A 20,702-nucleotide genomic window follows, 5' to 3' on the forward strand; every position below is an offset into this window, starting at 1 on the left:
AATCATTCATATAAACACAGACATATTAAAGGATGTAAATAGTACTGACAAACCAACCTAATTAGAAACTATTAAAGAATACGATAATAAAAGCAACAAAACATTGTTGTGTATATACTGTCAATTACAAGATCAATTTAGGTAAACAAGTTCAATTCTGTTCATCTTTTTTACTTCTTAGAATAAATTTAGCCCCAAGACCAAATCCACTTATTAAAAACAACAATGCTGCTAGATTAAACATAAAGCGAATATCAATTGAATCAAATAGTACGCCTACTCCAATAATACAAAGTGCAGTGACAAAAGACGTCCAAAATAAATAACTACGATAAAATTCAGAAGTTGCATTCATAAACAATCTTTTCTCTGCAAGCTTAAAAAGGGCCGTAAATCCACCGAATAAAACCTGCCCTATATACACGATTTTAATATTTTCGATCGTATGCAATGAAAAAAATAAATAACTACAGAAAAATGAATGAAGCATCATCAGTAAATATGGAGAAAATCGTTCAAAAAATTTACCACCAAAGTAGACAACAATACTTAAGCTTAATGAAAAAAGCCCATACAATAAACTAAACACATCATAACTGTCCCCAATATTTCTTAAAAAGAGAACATAATATGGAAATACTAAAGAACTACTAAATCCAACCACACTTAAAATTGCGACTACTATTTTGTTCATATCCTACTCTCCATAATTTTTGTAAAAAGTATTCAAAAAAACACCATTTTGGTCGAATTCTCTTTTCTTTTCGAAAAACTCATTTGTTCTTGGATAAGCTAATTTCATTTGCTGCTTTGATTGGTATGGATAGTAAGGTAAGTAATAAGATCCGTCATGTTGGATCGTAATATCAGTCCATTTTCGTACTACTTCTTTCGCATGTTGAATAGACCTTTGATCTCTTCCATGTTGAATGAGTACAACAAAAGCAAACATGTCATCTTTAGCATAGTTCATGACTGTTTCATCATCTTTTTCTACATATCGAATTGTAATATTAAGTACATTTAAATCTTCGGATTTCAAATACTCTCTTACATAATCTATATAAGGAATAAACTCATCTACAGGCACAAAAAACTCTTGAAGAACTTGAGTATCTTGTCGATCTTCAAACTCCATAAACTTACTTTCTGAACGCATGACATTATTACGAGTTTCAAAGTTTCCGTCTAATGCATCAATAAAATAATATTGAATATCCCAAAAAATATTTTTTCCTTGATCAGATCCTCGAGACATTCCTAAAGCAAGCTTCGGAAAAAATGCCGATTTATCTTCTTTTAATTCTTGATCTGACTTAGTCATTTTACGAGAAGTATCCATATAGTTAATTGAATATACTTTATCAAAAAAACTATCAGGTGCAACTGAAATTCGCCCGATATGCATTTTAGCATCCTTATTTCCTAATACTTCACTTGTAAAATACGAAGGATACTCATCATATTTCATTGTACTTGTCTCTATTTTATACAGTTCATTATCAGTAAGCTGAAGCTCTACTTCAAGAATAATCCCAAATAAACCATAACCACCTAAAACATAGGAAAATAATTCACTATTTTCTGTCCGACTAACTTTTATGATGTTTCCATCTGCTTGAAGTAATGTAAACCAATTAACTGTACTAGCTAATGAATGATTTCGAAGATCACGACCATGAGCATTTACACTTAATGAGCCTCCAACTGAAAATATTTCTTGTGACTGCGTTACCTTTAGTGCCAGGTTATAAGGATTAATTGCTTCTTGAATGTCTCCCCAAGTTGCGCCACTTTGTACAACTACTGTTTTATTGATTGGGTCAACTTTTTTCACTTTATTAAATGTTTTCATATCGATTACGACGCCATCTTTGTAGTAAGTATGTCCACCTTGACTATGGCGCTCCCCAGCAATTGAAACTGTTTTATGTTGACTATTTGCATCAAGAACAATTTTCCTTAGTTGCTCTACTTCCTTCCCTTTCACAATTCGATCAATTTTAGTCGGAAGCAAATGAGCTACATCATCAATCATTCCATCTTTTAGCGTAATTGGTTTATTCCACAATGTATAAAACACGATGACAAATACTGTGATCAGAATGAAACCAAATGATATTTTTTTCCACAAAACGAATTTCTCCCCTTAAAGAACATGATGAAATAAAAACGCAGTAAAAAAGACGTGTTACAAAATGTATGCACGTCTTTTTTTGTACATTAAAATGTTTTTAACTAAACCAACCAATCATTCGATTCACATCTTTTTCATCTAAATGCTTAACTTTATATGTACGACCATATTGACTAGAAAGAATCGTAATATAAATTGACTTTAGCTTTGCACGTTTCTGAAGCAAGCTTTGTTTCCCAATTAATACTTGAATTCTTTCCCTCGGTATAATTGCTGTTGTTCTTGAGAAAAATCCAGACTGTAATATAACTGTTCGATCCAATAAAGTATAACCAGCATATCGATATCTAATTTCTCCAATAAATACACCTATTAAGACAAGCCCTAGTGCCCAAAATTGTACAAAAGGAAGTAAGACGATTGCCAATGCAACAATAAGGAAAATGAGAATACTCCAAGAATAGTAACTTTTTCTTGCTCTTTTTGGAGCTCGTTGAAAAATGCTATCGTAAGAAATAGAAGGAATAAAATTAGTTAAAAATTCTGGTACATGTTTCATCTTAATAAATGGATGTAACACATGTCGTCCATTCTCCTGGGAATCACCCATTCCAACTGCTTCTACATAAATTGTTGCATAACCAAATAATTGTCTAAAAATGCCTTCCTCAACGACTACACCTTGAATTCTCTTGATAGAAACGTTAAATTCATTTTTCTCAAAAAGACCTCTTGTAATCATTAATTGAGTTTCTTTTCTATGAACAGTAAAGTTAGCAAATTTTAAGACATATCTTAGCGTAGTAAATAACAAAGAAAGTAATAAACAACCTATAAATAGGATGAAAAACATCATATATGTAAAAGATTGAATTTGATTATAAATTGCCTCATAAACACTGTTTGGTAGCAAGTCCTCTATTTGTGAAAATAAAGAAGCTAAAACTGCAAACGCAATTCCTACCTCAAATGACGTAATTCCTGCCAAAATAAGTTTTTTAAAATCAACTTTCGCTGTAAAATCAACTGAAGACTCATCAACCGGTTTACTTTTTTCTGTGGTCTGAACTTCATCTATTTTTTTCTTTTTAAATTGTAATATTTCATTTCTGAGTGCAAGTGCCTCATCCTTTGGTATTGCATTCAGTACTCCTTCTGCTTTCTTTCCTCCAGCAGTTTCAATTCGTACACTAACTACATGAAAAAGCTGTTGAATAAAACCAGCATTAATGGCAACAGACTGAATCCGCTCCTTTTGAATAAAAGTGTTTTCAATCACAAATAATCCAGAACGAATCCTAAATCCATCTTCAGTTACATAATAAGTAAATCTATACCATTTAATAATTGCTGAAACAACAGGGAAAACAACCAAAACAATTGCGAACAAATATTGAAAAATAGATCCTTTATCACCCGAAACAAATAAAATAATGATTGGAATAATAATATTTCTAACTTGTTCTATTAAAACTGATAAAATATATGCTGGATGTTGTCGCTTTGGCTCATACATCATCATCACTGATCCTTGCTAAGTAAACGATTTTATCTCTTAGCTTCTCAGCAACATGGTGTTCTAAACCTTCAATTTCATGAGTGGTAGCTGCCGTGGAAATATTTACAGTAGATAATCCATATCTGCGAAGTAAAGGACCTACTTCAGTCGTAACATGTTGTACCCTAACCATTGGAATAATAATTCGTTTTATGATGAACATACCTTTTTGAATTTCCAGCTCATTTTCGTATATCTCATAAGCTGTATATTTCATTTTTAAAGACGGTAAAAATAAAGTTAAAAATAAAATAGCCGCCAATACAATACTAGTAAGTATCATCAAAACAAATGAAGGAAATGAAAAGTATCTGATCAGAAAATAATAAATGATTGGTAGCGCCAGTAGAGAAATACTACTTAATAATGAAATAATTCTCCAAACAGACCTCATTTTCGGTGATGGTCTTTGAGATGGATCTGCTCTCATTTAATCACCTTTTTCTATCTCATTAATATCTCACTTATATATAATAACATGAGACAAGCTTTTCACAAACCTCCTATTTATCGACAAATCATAATAAAATGTTTAGAAAATTTGTTAAAAAAGTACTGACAAAAGTTGATGAAATTCCACAACAAGTTATTGATAAGGGGCTCATGTGATGAGCCTCTTTAGCCAACAACAACTGAAGGATCTCACCAGTCAAAAAGCTCCCACGTGAATTTATTCCTCCCAATTGTGAACGATAATATTTTGATTTACAAAAAGTGGTGCACCTGTCTTTTCTATTACATCACGTATTGAATAAGGTGCCATTACTTCATTTAGCCACAATTCACCACTATCTTTTTTAACCTCAATTACAGCCATTTCTGTAATAATTAAGTCAACACATTTAGGCGAGGTTAAAGGTAAACTACATTTTGAAACAATTTTGGGTTCGCCATTTTTATTTGTATGATTCATAAGAACGATCACTTTTTTCGACTTTTGTGCTAGGTCCATCGCCCCTCCGATGCCTGGTACTCTTTTACCTGGAACAATCCAGTTGGCTAAGTCTCCATTTTGGCTTACTTCTAATGCACCAAGCACAGTTAAATCTAATAAACCTCTACGAATGATGGCAAAAGCAATACTGCTATCGAAATAACTTGAACCAGGTATTAGCGTGACAGGTAAACCTGCTGCATTGCATAGATTTTCATCTTCCTCCCCCTTCCTAGGAGTCGGACCCATCCCTAACACACCGTTTTCAGCGTGAAACATAACAGATGTATCTTTTGCTAAATAATTCGGAATCAGTGAAGGAATACCAATACCAAGGTTTACAATCATACCATTCTTTACTTCTTGTGCTGCTCGTTTGGCCATGACTTCACGGGCAGTTATTTTTCCCAGACCCACTTCCAATCCACTCCTTCCGATTGAACTATATAATGAACAAATGCGCCTGGGACGATGATTTCTTCTGGATCTAGTGCACCTAAAGGAACGATTTCATCCACTTCTACAATCGTAATATTCCCAGCCATTGCTACATATGGGTTCGAATTACGTGCACTTTTGTCAAAAACTAAATTACCAAAAGGATCAGCTTTTTTTGCATAAACAATTGAAACATCAGCAGTTAAAGGTGTTTCTACTAAGTATTCTTTACCTAATACAGTAACTCTTTGTTTATTGATATCTATTACACTATCAATTCCAATATCGACTAGTACACCACCCAATCCTACACCACCCGCTCTTACTCGTTCTATAAAAGTACCTTGAGGACTAAATTCAATATCTAATGTACCATCTGTCATTTGTTGACCAGCGTTCGGGTTTGATCCAATATGCGTTGTAATCATCTTTCTGACTCTTTTGGCTGTTACTAATTGTCCAATACCTACATTTGGAAAACCTGTATCATTTCCTATTAAAGTTAAGTTTTTGACCCCTTTTTCTAAAATGCCTTTTATCAATGTAGGAGGATTACCGATTCCCCCAAAGCCGCCAAACATTAGTACCATATCATCTTGAAAGAATGACAGAGCTTCCTCAATACCAATTATTTTCCCAAATGTATTGATTTGCATTACATGACCCCTTTCACATCCTGAGATAGTTCATGAAATACTTCTTTTAAAGCATTTAATAATTCATCAACTTGATGCTCTGTGATCACAAGTGGAGGCGAAAGTAAAAAACTATTTTCCAATCGCCCATTCGGTCCACTTACAGCCGGATAAAGTAAAAGTCCTTTATTTCTAGCAATCTCAATAACGTGGGTTGTTAAACTATGTTTCTCAAATACATTTTCATCGAGTTCAATTCCAATTAGTAATCCTTCACCACGCACATCAAATATGAATGGAAATTGCTTTTTCCATTCTTTTAATGTTTTCATTATTTTCTTACCTTGTTTTTTAGAATTTTGGACTAGATTATGTTTTTTAACATAATGTAAGACTGCCAATGCCACACTCGCAGAAAGAGGATTCGCGCTAAATGTATGACCACTCATGACAAGTCGACTGCCTTCAATAATTGGTTGCATTACACGATCACTAGCAACCGCAGCAGCAATAGGCGTGTATCCTGCAGCTAAACCTTTTCCAAGCACTAAAATATCAGGAACACAATTCCAATGATGAATACCAAACATTTCTCCTGTTCTACCAATTCCAGTCATTACTTCGTCTGCAATAAACAAGACATCATGTTTTGTACATATTTCTCTAATTTTTTCATAATAGCCATTGGGAGGAGTTAAAGCTGCACCTGCTGCACCAACAATTGGTTCTGCGATAAATGCAGCTACGTTTTCTGCTCCTAATTTTTGAATTGTCCGTTCAAGCGAAGTCGCACATAATAGTTCACATCTACCGTTTTCTAAACCAAATGGACACCGTTTACAATAGGGCGCCTCAACCATTGGATAATCCTCAAGTAAACTAGTAAACCGTTTTCTTCTAAGTGGGTGACCTGACATAGATAAAGCACCAATCGTAATACCGTGGTAGCTCATCATCCTTGAAATGATTTTCGTTTTTGTATAAATACCTCTTTCTTGAAAATGCTGAATTGCCATTTTCATAGCTGTTTCTGTTGCTTCTGTTCCACTGTTCACAAAAAAACTCCAGTTCAAATCACCTGGGGTAAGCTCACTTATCTTTTTTGCTAGGTTTTCAGCTGCATCACTAGTAAACTGTGACCTATATACAAATGCCACCTTATTTGCTTGGCCAACCATTTCATCAATGACTTCTTTCACACCATGCCCAATACTTGCAGCCACAGCACCTGATGACCCATCAATATATTTTTTTCCTTGCTTGTCCCATAAGTAGATTGATTCTCCTCGATCAATTGTTGGATAGATTTCTCCTACTAGAGGTTTGATTAAGTATTCTCGCTTAGCCACACTACCTCACCAACTTTCAATTCATGCTTATTACTATATATAGTTCAGCGCGTAAAAAGTTAGACTAGATAAAAAGAAAATAGGTGTGCAGAGCAATCATTATGAAACGAAGCAAAAAAAAATAGCTCAGAGACTAGTCTCTAAGCTACGTGAATCATATATCATTTTATTTTTTATTCCCAAACTTCATCATGACCCGGTGGCTCATTTTCGGGAATAGTGAGTAAATTTTAGCACCGAAACCCATCCAAGAAGGTAGATCAACATCGTGTATATCTTGACCAATTAAGGAGATCACCTTTGAAGCAACTTTTTCAGGATCAAGCATCATTTTCCGAACAGATTTTGCATAAGTACCTGATTCGTCTGCGATATCAAAAAATGGTGTGTCCATTGGTCCAGGATTTACATTAGTGATGAATATCCCATCTTTTTCAACTTCCTGGCGCAAAGCATTACTAAAACCAAGTACAGCATGTTTCGATCCAGCATAAGCAGCTGCTTTAGATGTAGCTACTTTACCTGCTAAAGATGCTATATTGATAATATGTCCTTTACCTTTCAGCTTCATAGAAGAAAGTGCCAACTTAGAACAGCACATTACGCCAAAAACATTCACTTCAAACATTTGCTTCATGTCTAGGAGTGACATCTGTTCTACAGTTTGAAAAAGACCATATCCGGCATTATTTATTAAAACATCTATTCCGTCAAATTGCTCTTCAATTTGATGGAATGCATCATATACTAAATTTTCATCTGTCACATCTACTACAAAATAATGACTTTTTACAGGATACATTTCTTCTAGCTTTGTCTTTAGATTTTTCAGTTCCTCTTCTCTTCTCGCAATCAGAACTACATTTGCACCTTCTTTTGCTGCAGAAAATGCTAAGTCTTTACCTAGACCACTAGAAGCTCCTGTAATAACGATTGTTTGGTTCCTTAACCTCAAACATTTCCACCTCAATTACTGACTGAATGCTCATTCGCTTTATAAACAAGTATACCATCATTTCTTTCATCTAAACGAATAAAACCAAGATTCTCTAAATAATCTAGTTGACCAATAGTTTCTGATAAAGTAAGTGATAGTTGTTTTTCATAAATTTTTGGAAATAACATCTGACATACTTCAAATGCAGTTAATGGTTGCTTCTTGATCATTTCTAATACTTTTTCTGCTCTAGCTCTTTGTTTTTCTAATCTAATTTCGACTAAACCTTTTACATCAGTAACTGGATCGCCATGTCCTGTATATAATTTCGTAATCGGTAACTCAGCTATTCTTTGTAAAGATTGATTATACTGAATTAATGGTTTTGGACGTTCCAACTCACCATCTAAAGGTGGTTCAAGTAATGGATTTGACGACACCTTATCTAAAAGTAAATCGCCACCGAAAGCAATTCCATCATCTTCACTATATAGAGCAATATGTGAAGTTGCATGGCCAGGTGTATAAAGTACTTTTACATTAAATAAGCTTTCTATCTGATCGCCTTCACTAATTACATCAGTTAATGAACGTTTGCATGAGTACGGGATTTTTTTAATAGAACGAGGCATTTTTTGAACAAATTGACTTGGAACACCATATCTTTTTGCATTTTCAATGAAATATTCATTGTAATAGTCTAAAAAAGATTGTTCTTGTGTTAGATATGGTTTATTTCGTTCATGCCCTAAAATCTTTACATCCTCATTAAATACTTCAAGAAGTCCAGAATGATCCGGATGATGATGCGTTAAGATGACTTGTTCAATATCGCTTAAATCAAAGCCAATTGACTTTACACCACTTTTTAACGCTTCTAAAGTTTCCGCTGTATTTGTTCCTGTATCAATTAATGTTAATAAATCACCTTCTACTAAAAAAACATTTACTGTTTTCATCGCATACGGAACCGGAAGAGTAATACTGTGGATTTTATTAGTAGGAATCATGTAATGCCTCCTTATGTGAATCTATATAAAATATATTCTAATATATAAAAGATGAATGACAAACAAATAATTTACTAATTTAACTATAAACTATACTCCATTTTAATCAACTTATCTGAAATAATAAATCATCTTTCAAAAAATTAATATTGTCTTTCTCCTTAAAAATAAGCTTTATGAAAGAAGTTTGTGTTTTTGCACTACACCATTTTGGACGTGTGGAGAGCATCGCATTAGGTATATACACCAGTATCGTCTCACCTGTCCCGATTCTTCCCTATCAGTTTACTATCAATTCTGATTTACTTTTTTATAGATTGTTATTTTTCAAAAGTAAACATTTCCCAATATAAACAGCTGTTAAAATAAATATTTAATTAATTTATCATTAAAAAACATTAACATCGCCTAAAAAACTAATAAAATTATTTTTTTAGACGATGTCAACAAGGAATATACAAATCATTTCTCTAATATAAATATCTATTACAATATAGGTGAGGTGAAATGTAATGTTTCTTGGAAAAATTGCGTTTATCGGTGCAGGTAGTATTGCAGAAGCATTAATAGTTGGACTGCTAGAGAGTGGCTATCTTGAAAGTGATCAAATTGCCATTACAAATAAAGAGGACCTTGAACGTCTTGATAGTTTACATAACAAGTATGGTGTATTAGCAACTTCAAACAGACAGCTTGCGATTACAGGTGCAAGTGTCGTGTTTTTAGCTATGAAGCCAAAGGATGTTGGAGCAGCACTTGAACAATGTAAAGATTTAATCAATGAGAAACAACTTATCATTTCATTAGTTGCAGGTGTCTCTATTAATACAATCAGACAATTATTAGGAAAAGAATCAATAAACATTGTAAGAGCCATGCCTACAACATCTTCTTTGGTTCGAAAATCAGCTACTGCTATTTCATATAGTGATGAATTGCCATTTGAAAAAGCACAGATTGCAAAAAGATTATTCGAACGTGTAGGAATTGTGGCGAGAGTTGAAGAAAACGAATTACACGCAATGACAGGACTATTTGGTAGTGGACCTGCTTATATATATTATGTGGTCGAACAATTTGAAAGAGCAGCGATGTCACTTGGTATACACCGTGATATTGCAAAACCATTTATTCAGCAAACATTAATTGGTTCAATTTCAATGCTACAAGAAACAAATAAATCTCCACTGACATTAAGGAAAAAAGTTACTAGTCCAAACGGAACAACTGAAGCAGGTATCTCCGTGCTAGAAGATCGCGAAGTCGCTTCATCATTTTTAAACTGTTTTATTGAAGCAACCGTTCGTTCTAGAGAAATACAAGAGGAATATGAAAAAATATTAAAAATTTAAAAGCTTGTCATGACTCTGCTCTTTAGGTAATACAATGATACAGGTAACTGTACGTTGTCCTAAGGAGGAGAGTTTAATTATGAAATTAACAAGCAACGAGATTTTACGAGCTAGTATTAAACGGATTCTCATCACAATAGCTTTAATCATTACACTCATCATTCTAGTAGGATTTATCACAATTAGTTATATTGTTGGGAATTCGATGGTTGAACCAAAAACCAACTCCAAATCCTATTCTCAATTTGACACAACTCTCCTGTTAATCAAAAAGGACTTCCTTACTACAGTAGATTCAATCAACCAAACTATTAATTCATTGCTAGATAAAAATGACCACTAAATGTGGTCATTTCTTATTAACTAATCAAATTTTATCCAAAATAAAAAAAGCAAGGTAATAAATACCTTGCTCCATTCAAATCATATATTTTAACTCTTAACGGAAACTTCTTCATGAATAATATGAAATTCTTTTTTCAAGATTGCTTCTTTTAACTTTTTATAATGTTCTTCACTAATTGTTGGAGGGATTGTAATTAAAATTCTTCTATAAACTGAATCACTATCTAAAGTAATACAGCTTTTTACATTTGCATATTTGTTTACGATATTTGCTAATCTAGATAAAGCACCAACATGCTCCATCGTACTAACAGTTAATGAGTAACCGCCATCTTTTAAACCCCAAGCTTCCTCTAACAGTTCAAATACTGTTTTGTGTGTTAAGATTCCTACAAACTCGTTCAAATCATTTACTACTGCTAAATATGGAAATCTTTTAATCGTAAAGAATACTTTAAAGAAGGGTGAATCCTCAGAAATCGGATCACATTCTTTTCGCACAAAATCATTTACCGTTTTTCCATTTAATGAGTCATTTTCTACTAAATACTCAGCTAAATCTACTTTATATAGGTTACCAACATATTGCTTATCATTTTCACTTAATACTGGAATACAACGATAATTTGATTTCTTTAGTAGTTCCCACGCAAATTGTGCCTCTGTTGACACCATACAATGTACAACTTCATGTTTTTTTACGATATTACCTTTAATTCTCACTTTATCCCTACTTTCGTTCATTTACTTTCTCATATTGTTTTGTTTTAAATTTTTACAAAGAATTTTCATAGACAAAAAAGTAATATTCACCTCAAGTCAAATGAAATCCTTGTTCAATTAATACATTCGCTCTTTCTGTCAAAGTACCTCTATCTTCTGATACAAGTCTGTAATTTTTTATTAGAAAGACATTAGAGCACACAACATGTTCATTATATTGACTTAATAAGGATATTATTCCATGAAAAGACTATTTCTGTTATTTTATCACGTTAATTATTCTCCATTCCTCTAAAGAATTGACTTTTCTATGACTTTCTAAAACTAATAAAAAAATCACTTATAAAAAGTGATTCTTTCTCTGTTTTGACTATTTATATAAGATGTCGTCTTTCAATGAGGCAACTTTCGTTAAAGCCTGGTCGATATCACTTTCACTTACTCCAAAGTGTGCTAATGCATCATGTAAATGTTTTGCGATTGCATCAAAATGCTCAGGTTGGATATTCATTCCCTCATGTGCCTTGGCCATAGATTTCCCCGAATATTGATTAGGGCCACCTAGTGCAAAGCTTAAAAATTTTGCTTGATGCTTTCGTTGTTTTTCCATATCTGTATGCTCAAAAAAATGATTTACAGTTTCGTCTTTTAGTACTAATTCAGAGTAAAAATAATCTACTACTTTCGAAATAGCGTCCTCTTGACCAAATTTTTCATAAAGTGTCTGTTCCATTAAAATCATTCCTAACATTCTAAGATAGAGTTATTTTTCCCAGTTTGTAATTGACTATTCAATGATTCTTACATTCTAAAAAATACAAATTAGGATTAAAAAGAGAAGAAAAAAAGAAGAGATTTACTCTCTTCTTTTTAAATATGTCATTAAGCTTCCTGTTTAAAGGTACTTTTTAAATCTTTCTTTAATTGTTCAATTTTATAATCAAATGTCTGAAGGTCAAATTCTGAACGAACTCGAAGCTCTAAATCACGAATTTGCTTTTCAAAATAATTGAAATCAATTGAAGGCATTTTACTATTTAGTAAATGATGAGTTTCATTGATTTTCTTTGTTGCATGTGCCATATTTTGACGCGACATTAAATCAAACTTTTTCGTATGAAGCTCTTTTAACTTTTTTTCAATTTGATCAACTTGCTCATGCATAAAGTTAATCTCTTCTTCTGTTTTCGTAATTAGTGCAGCAAATTTATCTGCCTGCTCTTTATAAAAAGCTAAGTCTTCATTAGCACGCTTAGTTAAATCTTCAACACCAGCTTCAGTTGCAACTTGTAATTGTTCTTCACGCTTTGTTACCATTTGAAGCGCACCTTCACGTTCTACTTGGAACTTCGTACGTAATGAATAATGTCTTTCTAGTAAACCTCTTACTTTACTTAATTCATTTTCTGATTGTTTGATGAAATAATTTAATTGAGAAATTGGATTTTTATGTTCCTTTTCATCTAAAATTCCGTGTAAATCTGCAGATATTTGGTCTTTAATACGAGTAAATAAGTTTTTCATGTTCAACACTCCTCTTAGTTTAATGGTTTGAAATTTTCATCATAAATTTTGTATTCATCATCTTTTAAGTTTTTTTGGTTTTTATAGTCCTTATATAGGTAATAAAGCAAAACAGCTGCTGCTACTCCTATTAATGAAGGAAGACCACTAATTGCGATCGATAATCCGATTAAACCAATAATCACCCAAACTATTTTCATAAAGATTGAATCTGTTTTCATAAACTTTTTAAAACTGTAATACGTAATCAGTAACCCAAGTCCTAATGCAATTAATCCACCTAAATTCGCTAAAGCAACACTAATTAATATTAGTACGAGGATAAACATTAAAAATTTTTTCATTCCCTCGTTCGCCTCCTTTCAACTTATACTCTTATCTTATACAAGTTTTTACGTATGAATAATGGCCTGAGGAATGGTTTTATATCAGACTTAAGAAGTAGAAGAGTTGGTTTTTGCTTATAAATAGGCATTTTCTCAGCTCATTTCAACTTTTTTCACCTTTTATAATGTAAAGCCTACTAGTAATTATCTTCCTTTTAGATTGGCTGATTTCGTAAACATGGTTGCTATAAGTATGCGTTAGTTGATTACAACTTCTGTCTTTGTCGTTTTTAATCCAAAGAGCAACAACCATTTAGAACAGAACCTTTAGAATAAACAAAAAAAACCAGTACCTTTTAGAATCATCTAAAAGAGTACTGGTTTTACATTAGAATTTTGGAAGTTTGACTCCTGCCTTTAATTCTAACAATTGTGATACTGTAACAAATTGATATCCTTGTTTTTGTAAAGCAGGTAAGATTTGTTTTAGGGCGTCAATCGTTTGGGTTCGATCCCCACCATGATCATGAAATAAGACGATATCCCCTTTTCGCGTATCTTTTAACACATTCGAAACGATTTTATAAACGCCTGGATTTGACCAATCAAATGTATCTTGATGCCATGACCACATGACTGTTAAATAGCCAAGCTCATGTACTGCGTTTATTGAACGTTCACTGTAATATCCAAATGGTGGTCTAAATAAAACAGGTTCCACATGTGTAGCATTAATAATTGCTTCATGTGTTTTTTGAAGCTGATTTCTAATTTGTTCATCAGATAAATATTGAAGTCTAGCGTGACTAAATGTATGATTAGCCACTTCATGACCTTCTTCAATTTCTCTAAGTGCTACCTCTGGATATCTAGTAACTCTCTCCCCAATTAAAAAAAATGTTGCCTTTGCATTATACTTTTTCAATAAATCTAGCACTTGAGGTGTGTATAAATCATTTGGGCCATCATCGAAAGTAATGGCAACCACTTTTTCTTTAACAGGCACTTCCCAAATCGCTGTACCTTGCTTCTCATAATAATATCGATTTTTACTTGCAGCACTTACATTACTTGAAATACTTAGTATCATTACACAAAATAAAAGGATAACTTTTAACAGTTTCAAAGCGCCGACCTTCCCTTAACACATAATAACTATATCATGTCACTAAAGTGGTCTTTTATGCGTTTAATAAATCCTTATTTAAACTCGTGAAATTTCAAATTCATCAAAATCATTCGCTATAAAAGTGTTTTCAAAAATAGAACGTGCTTCATTTAATAGTGTATTTGATAATTCACCTTGGTATCTAGCGCTAATATGTGTTAAGAACAAAGTATGAATATGTTCCTCTTTAGCAACGGTTGCTACTTGTGTACTTGTACTATGAAAATAGTCGAATGCGTGCTTCGTTTCTTCATCAGCAAATGTAGATTCATGTACAACTACATCCATTCCCCTTGCAAGTAACTGACTTTTTTCGGTCATTCTTGTATCACCTGCAATAGCAATTTTTCTTCCTTTTTTTGATGATCCAATGAAATCATTTCCATTAAGGACTCTTCCATCTTCTAGGGAAACCGTTCTGCCTTCTTTTAGCAATTTATAAATTGGCCCCGGCCCTACTCCCTGATTTTTTAATTCTGAAACATTTAATTCTCCTGGTAAATCCTTTTCAATTATTTGATAACCAAATGACTGAACACCATGCTCTAGCTCAATAGCGTTTACTAAAAATGTATCATCCTCAAAAATGATTCCCTCTTTGATTTCGTGATACTGAATTGGATATTTTAAATATGTTCCACTTATTCTAAAGCTAGTTTCTACATATTCTTTAATTCCTTTTGGTCCATAAATCGTTAATAAATCTTCTCCACCCAAAAAAGTTCTGCTACTTAATAATCCTGGTAACCCAAAAATATGATCACCATGAAGATGAGTAATAAATATTTTCTCAATTCTTCTCGGGCGAATATTAGTATGTAATATTTGATGTTGAGTAGCTTCCCCACAATCGAACAACCAAGTAGTTCCTCTTTCTTCAAGAAGTTGTAATGCGATACTCGTTACATTTCGTCCTTTTGATGGCATTCCTGCTCCAGTTCCTAAAAATACAAGCTTCACGATCATGCCTCCATCTAAATCATTTCTACTAGTTACAGTACCATTTGTTACCTGAAAATGCCAATACTTTAAAGAATGATTTATACATAAATTGGGAAATTTACACAATAGAGTTTTAAATATAAATTCATGGAGGATTCCGATGGGAAAAAAGTTTTTCCAACTAGTTTCATGTTCTATTATCGCAAGCCTGATCTTCGTAGGCTGTAGTAATCAGAATAATAATGTAAATGAGTTGAATAAAAATAAGGATTTAAAGATTGGAATCGTCACAAATAAAACTGGTATAAAAGACCATTCATTGAATCAGGCGGTTTGGGAAGCTATTGAGAAAACTGGTAAAAAAAACGGGTGGAAGGAAAAGGAGCATTATCAGTATTTAAATGCAAAGACAGAGGACGATTATCAAAAGCATTTAAAGAAATTTGCAAAAGAAGACTATGATTTGATATTTGCTGTCGGATACCCATTTAAAGAACCCCTTAAAAAAATAATCAGTAAAGACGAAAAAAATAATTTTGCATTAATAGACGCTATTGTTGAAAAGCCAAATGTAGTCAGTATTACATTTCATGAAGAGCAATCATCCTTTTTGGCAGGAATCGTTGCAGCGATGTCCACAAAGTCTTTGAAAGTTGGTTTTATTGGAGGGTCTAAAGGGAAATTAATCGAAAAATTTGAGTACGGTTTTAAAGCAGGTGTAAAATCGATCGACCCGAAGATAAAGGTTATATCAAAATATGCAAATGCATTTGATCAACCTGAACAAGGAACGAAATTAGCTTCAACTATTTACTCTGCAGGTGCAGATGTTATCTATCAAGCAGCTGGCGTAACTGGTTTGGGCGTATTTTCAGAAGCGAAAAAGTTGAAGAAAAGTGGAAAAAAAGTATGGGTTATTGGTGTGGATCGCGACCAATATAAAGAAGGTTTACCAGAGAATGTTACACTTACATCAGCAATAAAAGATGTTGATAAAGCAATTGACGAAGTAATCACAAAAACCTTAAAAGGTAACTTCCAAGGTGGAAGAATTTTAAGATTTAGCATAAAAGATCATAGTGTCCGATTATCAGATGAGAAAAAAAATTTAAATAAAGATATTAAAGAACAAATTTCATTGTATGCAGATAATATAAAATCTGGAAAAATTGTCGTTCCTACTACAAAAGAAGAATTTGACAAATTTTCTCCAGTTAAACCGGAAAAAGAAGCAACTAAGAAAAAAGTTAAAATCATGAAGTAACAAAATACTAAGGTTAACAAAACTCTTTGTCCAAAAATCTTGTCATTGTGCATATAGTATATTACCAGCAAATAAAGGTTAGGTGTTATACGATGACATTACATGATTTTTTCTTATTATTTTATTGTTTCATCATTTTTCTTTCCGTACCAATTGGCTATCGTTATGTTTCTACAAAAACAAGAAAAACCGGTGAATTCTTACCTTATTTAGTTAGTTCACTAGCATTCGTTTTAGCTGATGGTATCATATCAATCTTGACTTGGATTGCAATCACTTCATCCATGAACACCTTTATGTTTGTAGGTGGCCTACTAACAGGCATGATTTTTACATCATTATGCGGATTTTTACTCTTTTTCGTACTACTATTAAGACGGAATACCTTTCTTGATGAATATGAAGAGTCTTCAATCAAAATAGAAGCAAAAAATGGTAATCCCATTGACCATTCAATTATTAAGAAATAGAGTCGTTGTACACTATTTCTTTTTTGTGTTTATTGAAAGTTTGCATTCAAAATACATATAAATTGTGATTTTCAAACAAATATGTTTATACTTTCATTAATAGATTTAGGAGGTTTAATATAGTGAAAGTTACAGTTTATTCTGATTATGTATGTCCGTTTTGTTATTTAGGGAAACACCCTTTAGAAGAAGCATTAAAAGAAGTTGAAAATGTTGAGGTGGAATGGAAGCCGTTCCAATTACGCCCTGAAGGCTCTGAGCCGCTAAGTCCTAATAGCTCATATATTCAACAAGGATGGAAGTTTGGTGTTCAACCACTTGCTGAAAAACTAGGTGTTGAAATGATCTTACCATCAATGGATCCACATCCTTCTACTAAAAAAGCTCATCGTGGTTTCTTATTTGCAAATGAAAATGGTAAAGGTTCTGAATATGCACAAGCTGTATTAGCAGGATTTTGGACAAAAGGTAAGGAAATCGGGGATGTAAACGTATTAGCTGATATAGCTGAACATTTAGGACTTGATCGCGATTTATTTATTGATGCTGTTTCAAGTACATCTTATGATCAATCAATTCAAAATCCATCATTTATCAATGCAGTACCTTCTTTTATTATCGGTGACACTGTTTTACAAGGTGTGCAAAGTAAGGAAGCATTTATCCAAGCTTTAAATAACCAAAAACAAGCTGAACAGTCTTCATTAAGCTGTGATATTGATGGGAACTGCTAAAGAGGTGTATACTTACACCTCTTTTTTTATTTTCATATCTTCGCACGTTTGTCTCACTTGGTTCCAGTCAATTAAGTATGGATTTCCGCTTATACTTTTTCTAGTCTCACCACTCATCAATAATTGATTTTTTAATAAATCTGGAAAAATAAAATAGCCATGACCACTACCATCATAATAGATAGGCTTTAATTCCATTTGTACACCTCCAGTACTTTTTCACTATTTATATTCGCCCTCCTTAAGAACTATCCTTTTTGTTTTTTCTGAATTTCCCGATACTTTTGTCACGAAATTAAAATAACCTTCAAGAGAACCACTTTTTTTTGTAAAGAACTCCCACCTTTAATAATTTTATTTTTCTTACTATAATGAAGATAAATCCATTTTTGAAAGGTGTTTTTACATATGATTAAAGTCGGTATTATTGGTCTTGGAGCAATCGGTCAACGATTAATCCCTTTATTTTTAAAACATCCAGAAATAAAAATCGTTGCGATTTGTGATACGCTCGAAGAAAGACTACAGGAATTTGCTAATCAACTAGAGACTGTTCATACTTTTACCAATCACAAAGAGATGCTTGCAAATACTGAATTAGATTTAGTTTACGTTACTGTTCCTCCAAAATATCACCATTCTGTCGTTTCTGACGTGATTGACAATGGAATACATGTTTTATGTGAGAAGCCTTTAGCTAACTCAATTGAAGAAGCACTAAGTCTTTATCATCAAGCGAAAGAAAAAGGAATTCTTCATGCGATGAATTTCCCTTTAAACTACAACGCTGGTAGTAAAACATTCGCTGCTCTTATTAAAGATGGATATGTAGGGAAGTTAAGAAGAATTGAATTAAAAATGCATTTTCCAAACTGGCCTAGACCATGGCAACAAAATGAATGGGTAGCAACAAAAGAACAAGGCGGATATGTACTTGAAGTAGGCGTACATTATATACAACAAATTCAAAAGATTTTTGGAGATATGAAAGTTATACATAAAAATATTCAGTACCCAGAGAATCCAAATGCCTCAGAAATTGGTATTATCGCAAATTTAGAATTAAGTGACAAAACGCCAATTTTAATAAATGGTCTAAGTCAAATTGCAGGAATTGAAGAAATCAAATTCACTGCGTATGGAACTGAAGGTACATTATCTTTAGTGAACTGGACAGATGTTGAAGGTGCTAAAATCGGAGATCCTATCCAAAAGATTGAAACAGATGAATCTTTGAATGATTCATTAATACATAATATTGTAAAAGCTCTTAAAGGCGAAGAAGCAGTCATTATTGACTTTGCTAAAGGCTATGAAGCACAAGTTGTCTTAGAAGCTTTAAGAGGATAAAAATGACACAAGTAAGTTTTCACGAATTAGATGAAATTGATGAAAGTGACTTGTCATACGCAGTGATAATGGCAAGGTATAATGAGAAATGGATTTTTGTAAAACATAAAAATAGATCGACTTGGGAAATCCCTGGTGGAAAACGAGAAGAACATGAATCAATCATTGAAGCAGCTTAAAGAGAATTAAGTGAAGAAACTGGGGCAATAAGATTTCGAATTGAATCCGTTTGTATTTACTCTGTGAGTGTTCAACAAACTAAAAACATTTGGACAGTTATTCTTTGCCGAAGTAAATCATATCGGTAACTTACCTAATTTAGAAATAGGTGAAATTGACTACTTTGATGAAATTCCTGAAAATCTAACATATCCACTCATTCAACCTTTTTTAGCAAAGAAAGTAGAATACTTACTAAAAAATTGCAAATAAAAAATAGTGCAGCCAAATTGGTTGCACTATTTTCAATTTATTTATTTAACTGGAATCCAGATTTCTGAATAGTAATCATCACTTAACGGATTACCGCCTGGATACATTTCAAATTCTGGAATTCCTGCGTGTTCATAGCCACTTCCTGGAAACCACTCAGAAAAAATTTGTTTCCATGCTTTCTGCATCGCATGAGGCATTGGACCGTTTACCGCAAAGACAGCCCATTTTGAGGCTGGTATTTCATGATGTTGGAAACGCTCAGGTACGTTCCCCTCATATTCAGTAGCAACCCAATAATTAAGCAGATTTTTTTCTTTTTGGTCTTGATTCATTGTACAAACACCTAATACACCTTTAATCTGACCATTGTTCAACTCATATAATTGATCACTTGTACCGTTAGCATTTACTTCATCCCATAATTTTGGAATTTCTTGTTGTTGCTGATCATTTAAACATGAAAATTCTTTTTTTACACCGATAATTTGAAAACGTTCTTTTTCTACAATGTTAAATTGCACTGGTTCTGCTCCCTTCAAACTCACCTGTATGACGAGGCGGTTATACGATTTTAAATTGCCGATAAACTTTCTTGCTTCACTTGGTGTCACACCATGTTGTTTGCGAAATGCTTTTGTAAAAGCTTCAGGAGAGTCATAACCATACCTTAAGGCAATATCTATGATTTTATGATCAGTTGTTGTTAGTTCTTTTGCCGCTAATGTCATTCTTCTTCGTCTTATATACTCTGCAACATTCGTATCAGTCAAGATTGAAAATGTCCGTTGAAAATGAAAAACAGACGAATTCGCTTGTCTTGATATGTCTTCGATCGATAAATCCTCTAATAAATGTTCTTCAATAAAATCAATCGCCTTTTGTAATGATTCAACCCAAGCCATATGACTCACTCCCTTAACTACATCCTATCAATTTATTTACATGTCATCCTGTCTTTTTGTGCTTTCATTTGACAGGTCTCTCAATAATTCTTTCTATTCTACTAAAAATCGCTTCTTCCTTTTTCTTGAATGAATCCCTACATATGAATAGCCAACAAGATCTTGTTGG

The 20,702-nt window shown here is 32.9% G+C and carries 24 protein-coding genes; 7 read left to right on the plus strand and 17 right to left on the minus strand.

All coding sequences use genetic code 11. The features are described from left to right. Window positions 1–151: 151 nt before the first annotated feature. The 9 genes from V7056_RS06355 to V7056_RS06395 form a co-directional block, all read right to left on the minus strand. Window positions 152–694, minus strand: a complete 543-nt coding sequence (locus V7056_RS06355) for an MFS transporter (RefSeq protein ID WP_499700335.1) — start codon at window positions 692–694, stop codon at window positions 152–154. A 3-nt stretch (window positions 695–697) separates the two neighbouring features. Continuing rightward, the gene (locus V7056_RS06360) at window positions 698–2,134 is read right to left on the minus strand and encodes an FAD-binding oxidoreductase (RefSeq protein WP_499700337.1); all 1,437 of its coding nucleotides are present in this window, start codon (window positions 2,132–2,134) and stop codon (window positions 698–700) included. 100 nt (window positions 2,135–2,234) lie between these two features. Then, on the minus strand, window positions 2,235–3,656 hold the full coding sequence (locus tag V7056_RS06365) for a PH domain-containing protein (RefSeq protein WP_499700339.1): 1,422 nt from the start codon (window positions 3,654–3,656) through the stop codon (window positions 2,235–2,237). Further along, on the minus strand, window positions 3,646–4,125 hold the full coding sequence (locus V7056_RS06370; protein ID WP_499700341.1) for a PH domain-containing protein: 480 nt from the start codon (window positions 4,123–4,125) through the stop codon (window positions 3,646–3,648). Before V7056_RS06370 ends, V7056_RS06365 begins: the two co-directional genes overlap by 11 nt. A gap of 240 nt (window positions 4,126–4,365) precedes the next feature. Beyond that, the gene (locus V7056_RS06375) at window positions 4,366–5,046 is read right to left on the minus strand and encodes a 3-oxoacid CoA-transferase subunit B (protein ID WP_499700379.1); all 681 of its coding nucleotides are present in this window, start codon (window positions 5,044–5,046) and stop codon (window positions 4,366–4,368) included. Beyond that, window positions 5,028–5,657, minus strand: a complete 630-nt coding sequence (locus tag V7056_RS06380; protein ID WP_499700381.1) for a CoA transferase subunit A — start codon at window positions 5,655–5,657, stop codon at window positions 5,028–5,030. The genes V7056_RS06375 and V7056_RS06380 overlap by 19 nt, the downstream gene beginning before the upstream one ends. Window positions 5,658–5,722: 65 nt before the next feature. Next, window positions 5,723–7,051: an aspartate aminotransferase family protein gene (locus V7056_RS06385; protein ID WP_499700343.1), complete on the minus strand. Its 1,329-nt coding sequence runs from the start codon at window positions 7,049–7,051 to the stop codon at window positions 5,723–5,725. Window positions 7,052–7,217: 166 nt separating this feature from the next. Next, window positions 7,218–8,006, minus strand: coding sequence for an SDR family NAD(P)-dependent oxidoreductase (locus tag V7056_RS06390; protein ID WP_499700345.1), 789 nt, complete (start codon window positions 8,004–8,006; stop codon window positions 7,218–7,220). Between the two features lie 11 nt (window positions 8,007–8,017). Next, window positions 8,018–8,998: an MBL fold metallo-hydrolase gene (locus tag V7056_RS06395; RefSeq protein ID WP_499700347.1), complete on the minus strand. Its 981-nt coding sequence runs from the start codon at window positions 8,996–8,998 to the stop codon at window positions 8,018–8,020. Between the two features lie 512 nt (window positions 8,999–9,510). On the opposite strand from V7056_RS06395, the gene proC reads away from it, so the two are divergent. Together proC and V7056_RS06405 are read left to right on the plus strand one after the other, a co-directional pair. After that, window positions 9,511–10,350, plus strand: a complete 840-nt coding sequence (proC, locus tag V7056_RS06400; RefSeq protein WP_499700349.1) for a pyrroline-5-carboxylate reductase — start codon at window positions 9,511–9,513, stop codon at window positions 10,348–10,350. A gap of 79 nt (window positions 10,351–10,429) precedes the next feature. Further along, window positions 10,430–10,693, plus strand: a complete 264-nt coding sequence (locus V7056_RS06405; protein WP_499700351.1) for a hypothetical protein — start codon at window positions 10,430–10,432, stop codon at window positions 10,691–10,693. A gap of 89 nt (window positions 10,694–10,782) precedes the next feature. Here the strand turns inward: V7056_RS06405 and cbpA are convergent, their stop codons facing one another. The 6 genes from cbpA to rnz all read right to left on the minus strand — a co-directional run bounded on the left by cbpA (window position 10,783) and on the right by rnz (window position 15,396). Continuing rightward, on the minus strand, window positions 10,783–11,439 hold the full coding sequence (cbpA, locus tag V7056_RS06410; RefSeq protein ID WP_499700353.1) for a cyclic di-AMP binding protein CbpA: 657 nt from the start codon (window positions 11,437–11,439) through the stop codon (window positions 10,783–10,785). Window positions 11,440–11,788: 349 nt separating this feature from the next. Continuing rightward, entirely contained in the window at window positions 11,789–12,151 is a 363-nt protein-coding gene (locus V7056_RS06415; RefSeq protein WP_499700355.1) for a group I truncated hemoglobin, read from the minus strand. 149 nt (window positions 12,152–12,300) lie between these two features. Further along, window positions 12,301–12,942 (minus strand): PspA/IM30 family protein, encoded by a 642-nt coding sequence (locus tag V7056_RS06420; protein WP_499700357.1) that lies wholly within the window; start codon window positions 12,940–12,942, stop codon window positions 12,301–12,303. A 14-nt stretch (window positions 12,943–12,956) separates the two neighbouring features. Continuing rightward, window positions 12,957–13,286, minus strand: coding sequence for a lmo0954 family membrane protein (locus V7056_RS06425; RefSeq protein WP_499700359.1), 330 nt, complete (start codon window positions 13,284–13,286; stop codon window positions 12,957–12,959). 370 nt (window positions 13,287–13,656) lie between these two features. Next, window positions 13,657–14,394 (minus strand): polysaccharide deacetylase family protein, encoded by a 738-nt coding sequence (locus V7056_RS06430; protein ID WP_499700361.1) that lies wholly within the window; start codon window positions 14,392–14,394, stop codon window positions 13,657–13,659. Between the two features lie 78 nt (window positions 14,395–14,472). Then, on the minus strand, window positions 14,473–15,396 hold the full coding sequence (gene rnz, locus V7056_RS06435; RefSeq protein WP_499700363.1) for a ribonuclease Z: 924 nt from the start codon (window positions 15,394–15,396) through the stop codon (window positions 14,473–14,475). 142 nt (window positions 15,397–15,538) lie between these two features. Here rnz and V7056_RS06440 point away from each other — a divergent pair, with 142 nt between their 5' ends. The 3 genes from V7056_RS06440 to V7056_RS06450 all read left to right on the plus strand — a co-directional run bounded on the left by V7056_RS06440 (window position 15,539) and on the right by V7056_RS06450 (window position 17,846). Then, window positions 15,539–16,642 (plus strand): BMP family lipoprotein, encoded by a 1,104-nt coding sequence (locus V7056_RS06440; RefSeq protein WP_499700365.1) that lies wholly within the window; start codon window positions 15,539–15,541, stop codon window positions 16,640–16,642. Window positions 16,643–16,734: 92 nt separating this feature from the next. Further along, a complete protein-coding gene (locus V7056_RS06445) occupies window positions 16,735–17,112 on the plus strand; it encodes a hypothetical protein (protein ID WP_499700367.1) in 378 nt (125 codons plus the stop codon). Between the two features lie 122 nt (window positions 17,113–17,234). Further along, window positions 17,235–17,846: a DsbA family oxidoreductase gene (locus tag V7056_RS06450; RefSeq protein WP_499700369.1), complete on the plus strand. Its 612-nt coding sequence runs from the start codon at window positions 17,235–17,237 to the stop codon at window positions 17,844–17,846. Window positions 17,847–17,858: 12 nt separating this feature from the next. Here the strand turns inward: V7056_RS06450 and V7056_RS06455 are convergent, their stop codons facing one another. Further along, entirely contained in the window at window positions 17,859–18,044 is a 186-nt protein-coding gene (locus V7056_RS06455) for a hypothetical protein (RefSeq protein WP_499700371.1), read from the minus strand. A gap of 210 nt (window positions 18,045–18,254) precedes the next feature. Between V7056_RS06455 and V7056_RS06460 the strand changes: the two genes are divergently transcribed. Then, on the plus strand, window positions 18,255–19,196 hold the full coding sequence (locus V7056_RS06460) for a Gfo/Idh/MocA family protein (protein ID WP_499700373.1): 942 nt from the start codon (window positions 18,255–18,257) through the stop codon (window positions 19,194–19,196). A 2-nt stretch (window positions 19,197–19,198) separates the two neighbouring features. After that, the gene (locus V7056_RS06465; RefSeq protein ID WP_499700375.1) at window positions 19,199–19,375 is read left to right on the plus strand and encodes a hypothetical protein; all 177 of its coding nucleotides are present in this window, start codon (window positions 19,199–19,201) and stop codon (window positions 19,373–19,375) included. Between the two features lie 294 nt (window positions 19,376–19,669). On the opposite strand, the gene V7056_RS06470 is transcribed toward V7056_RS06465, so the two are convergent. Continuing rightward, window positions 19,670–20,533 carry an AraC family transcriptional regulator gene (locus V7056_RS06470; RefSeq protein WP_499700377.1) on the minus strand — a complete coding sequence of 288 codons (864 nt, stop codon included), beginning with the start codon at window positions 20,531–20,533 and terminating at the stop codon, window positions 19,670–19,672. Window positions 20,534–20,702: the final 169 nt, after the last annotated feature.

The organism is Bacillus sp. JJ664 (genome assembly GCF_036962205.1).
Taxonomy (GTDB): Bacteria; Bacillota; Bacilli; order Bacillales; family Bacillaceae_G; genus Gottfriedia.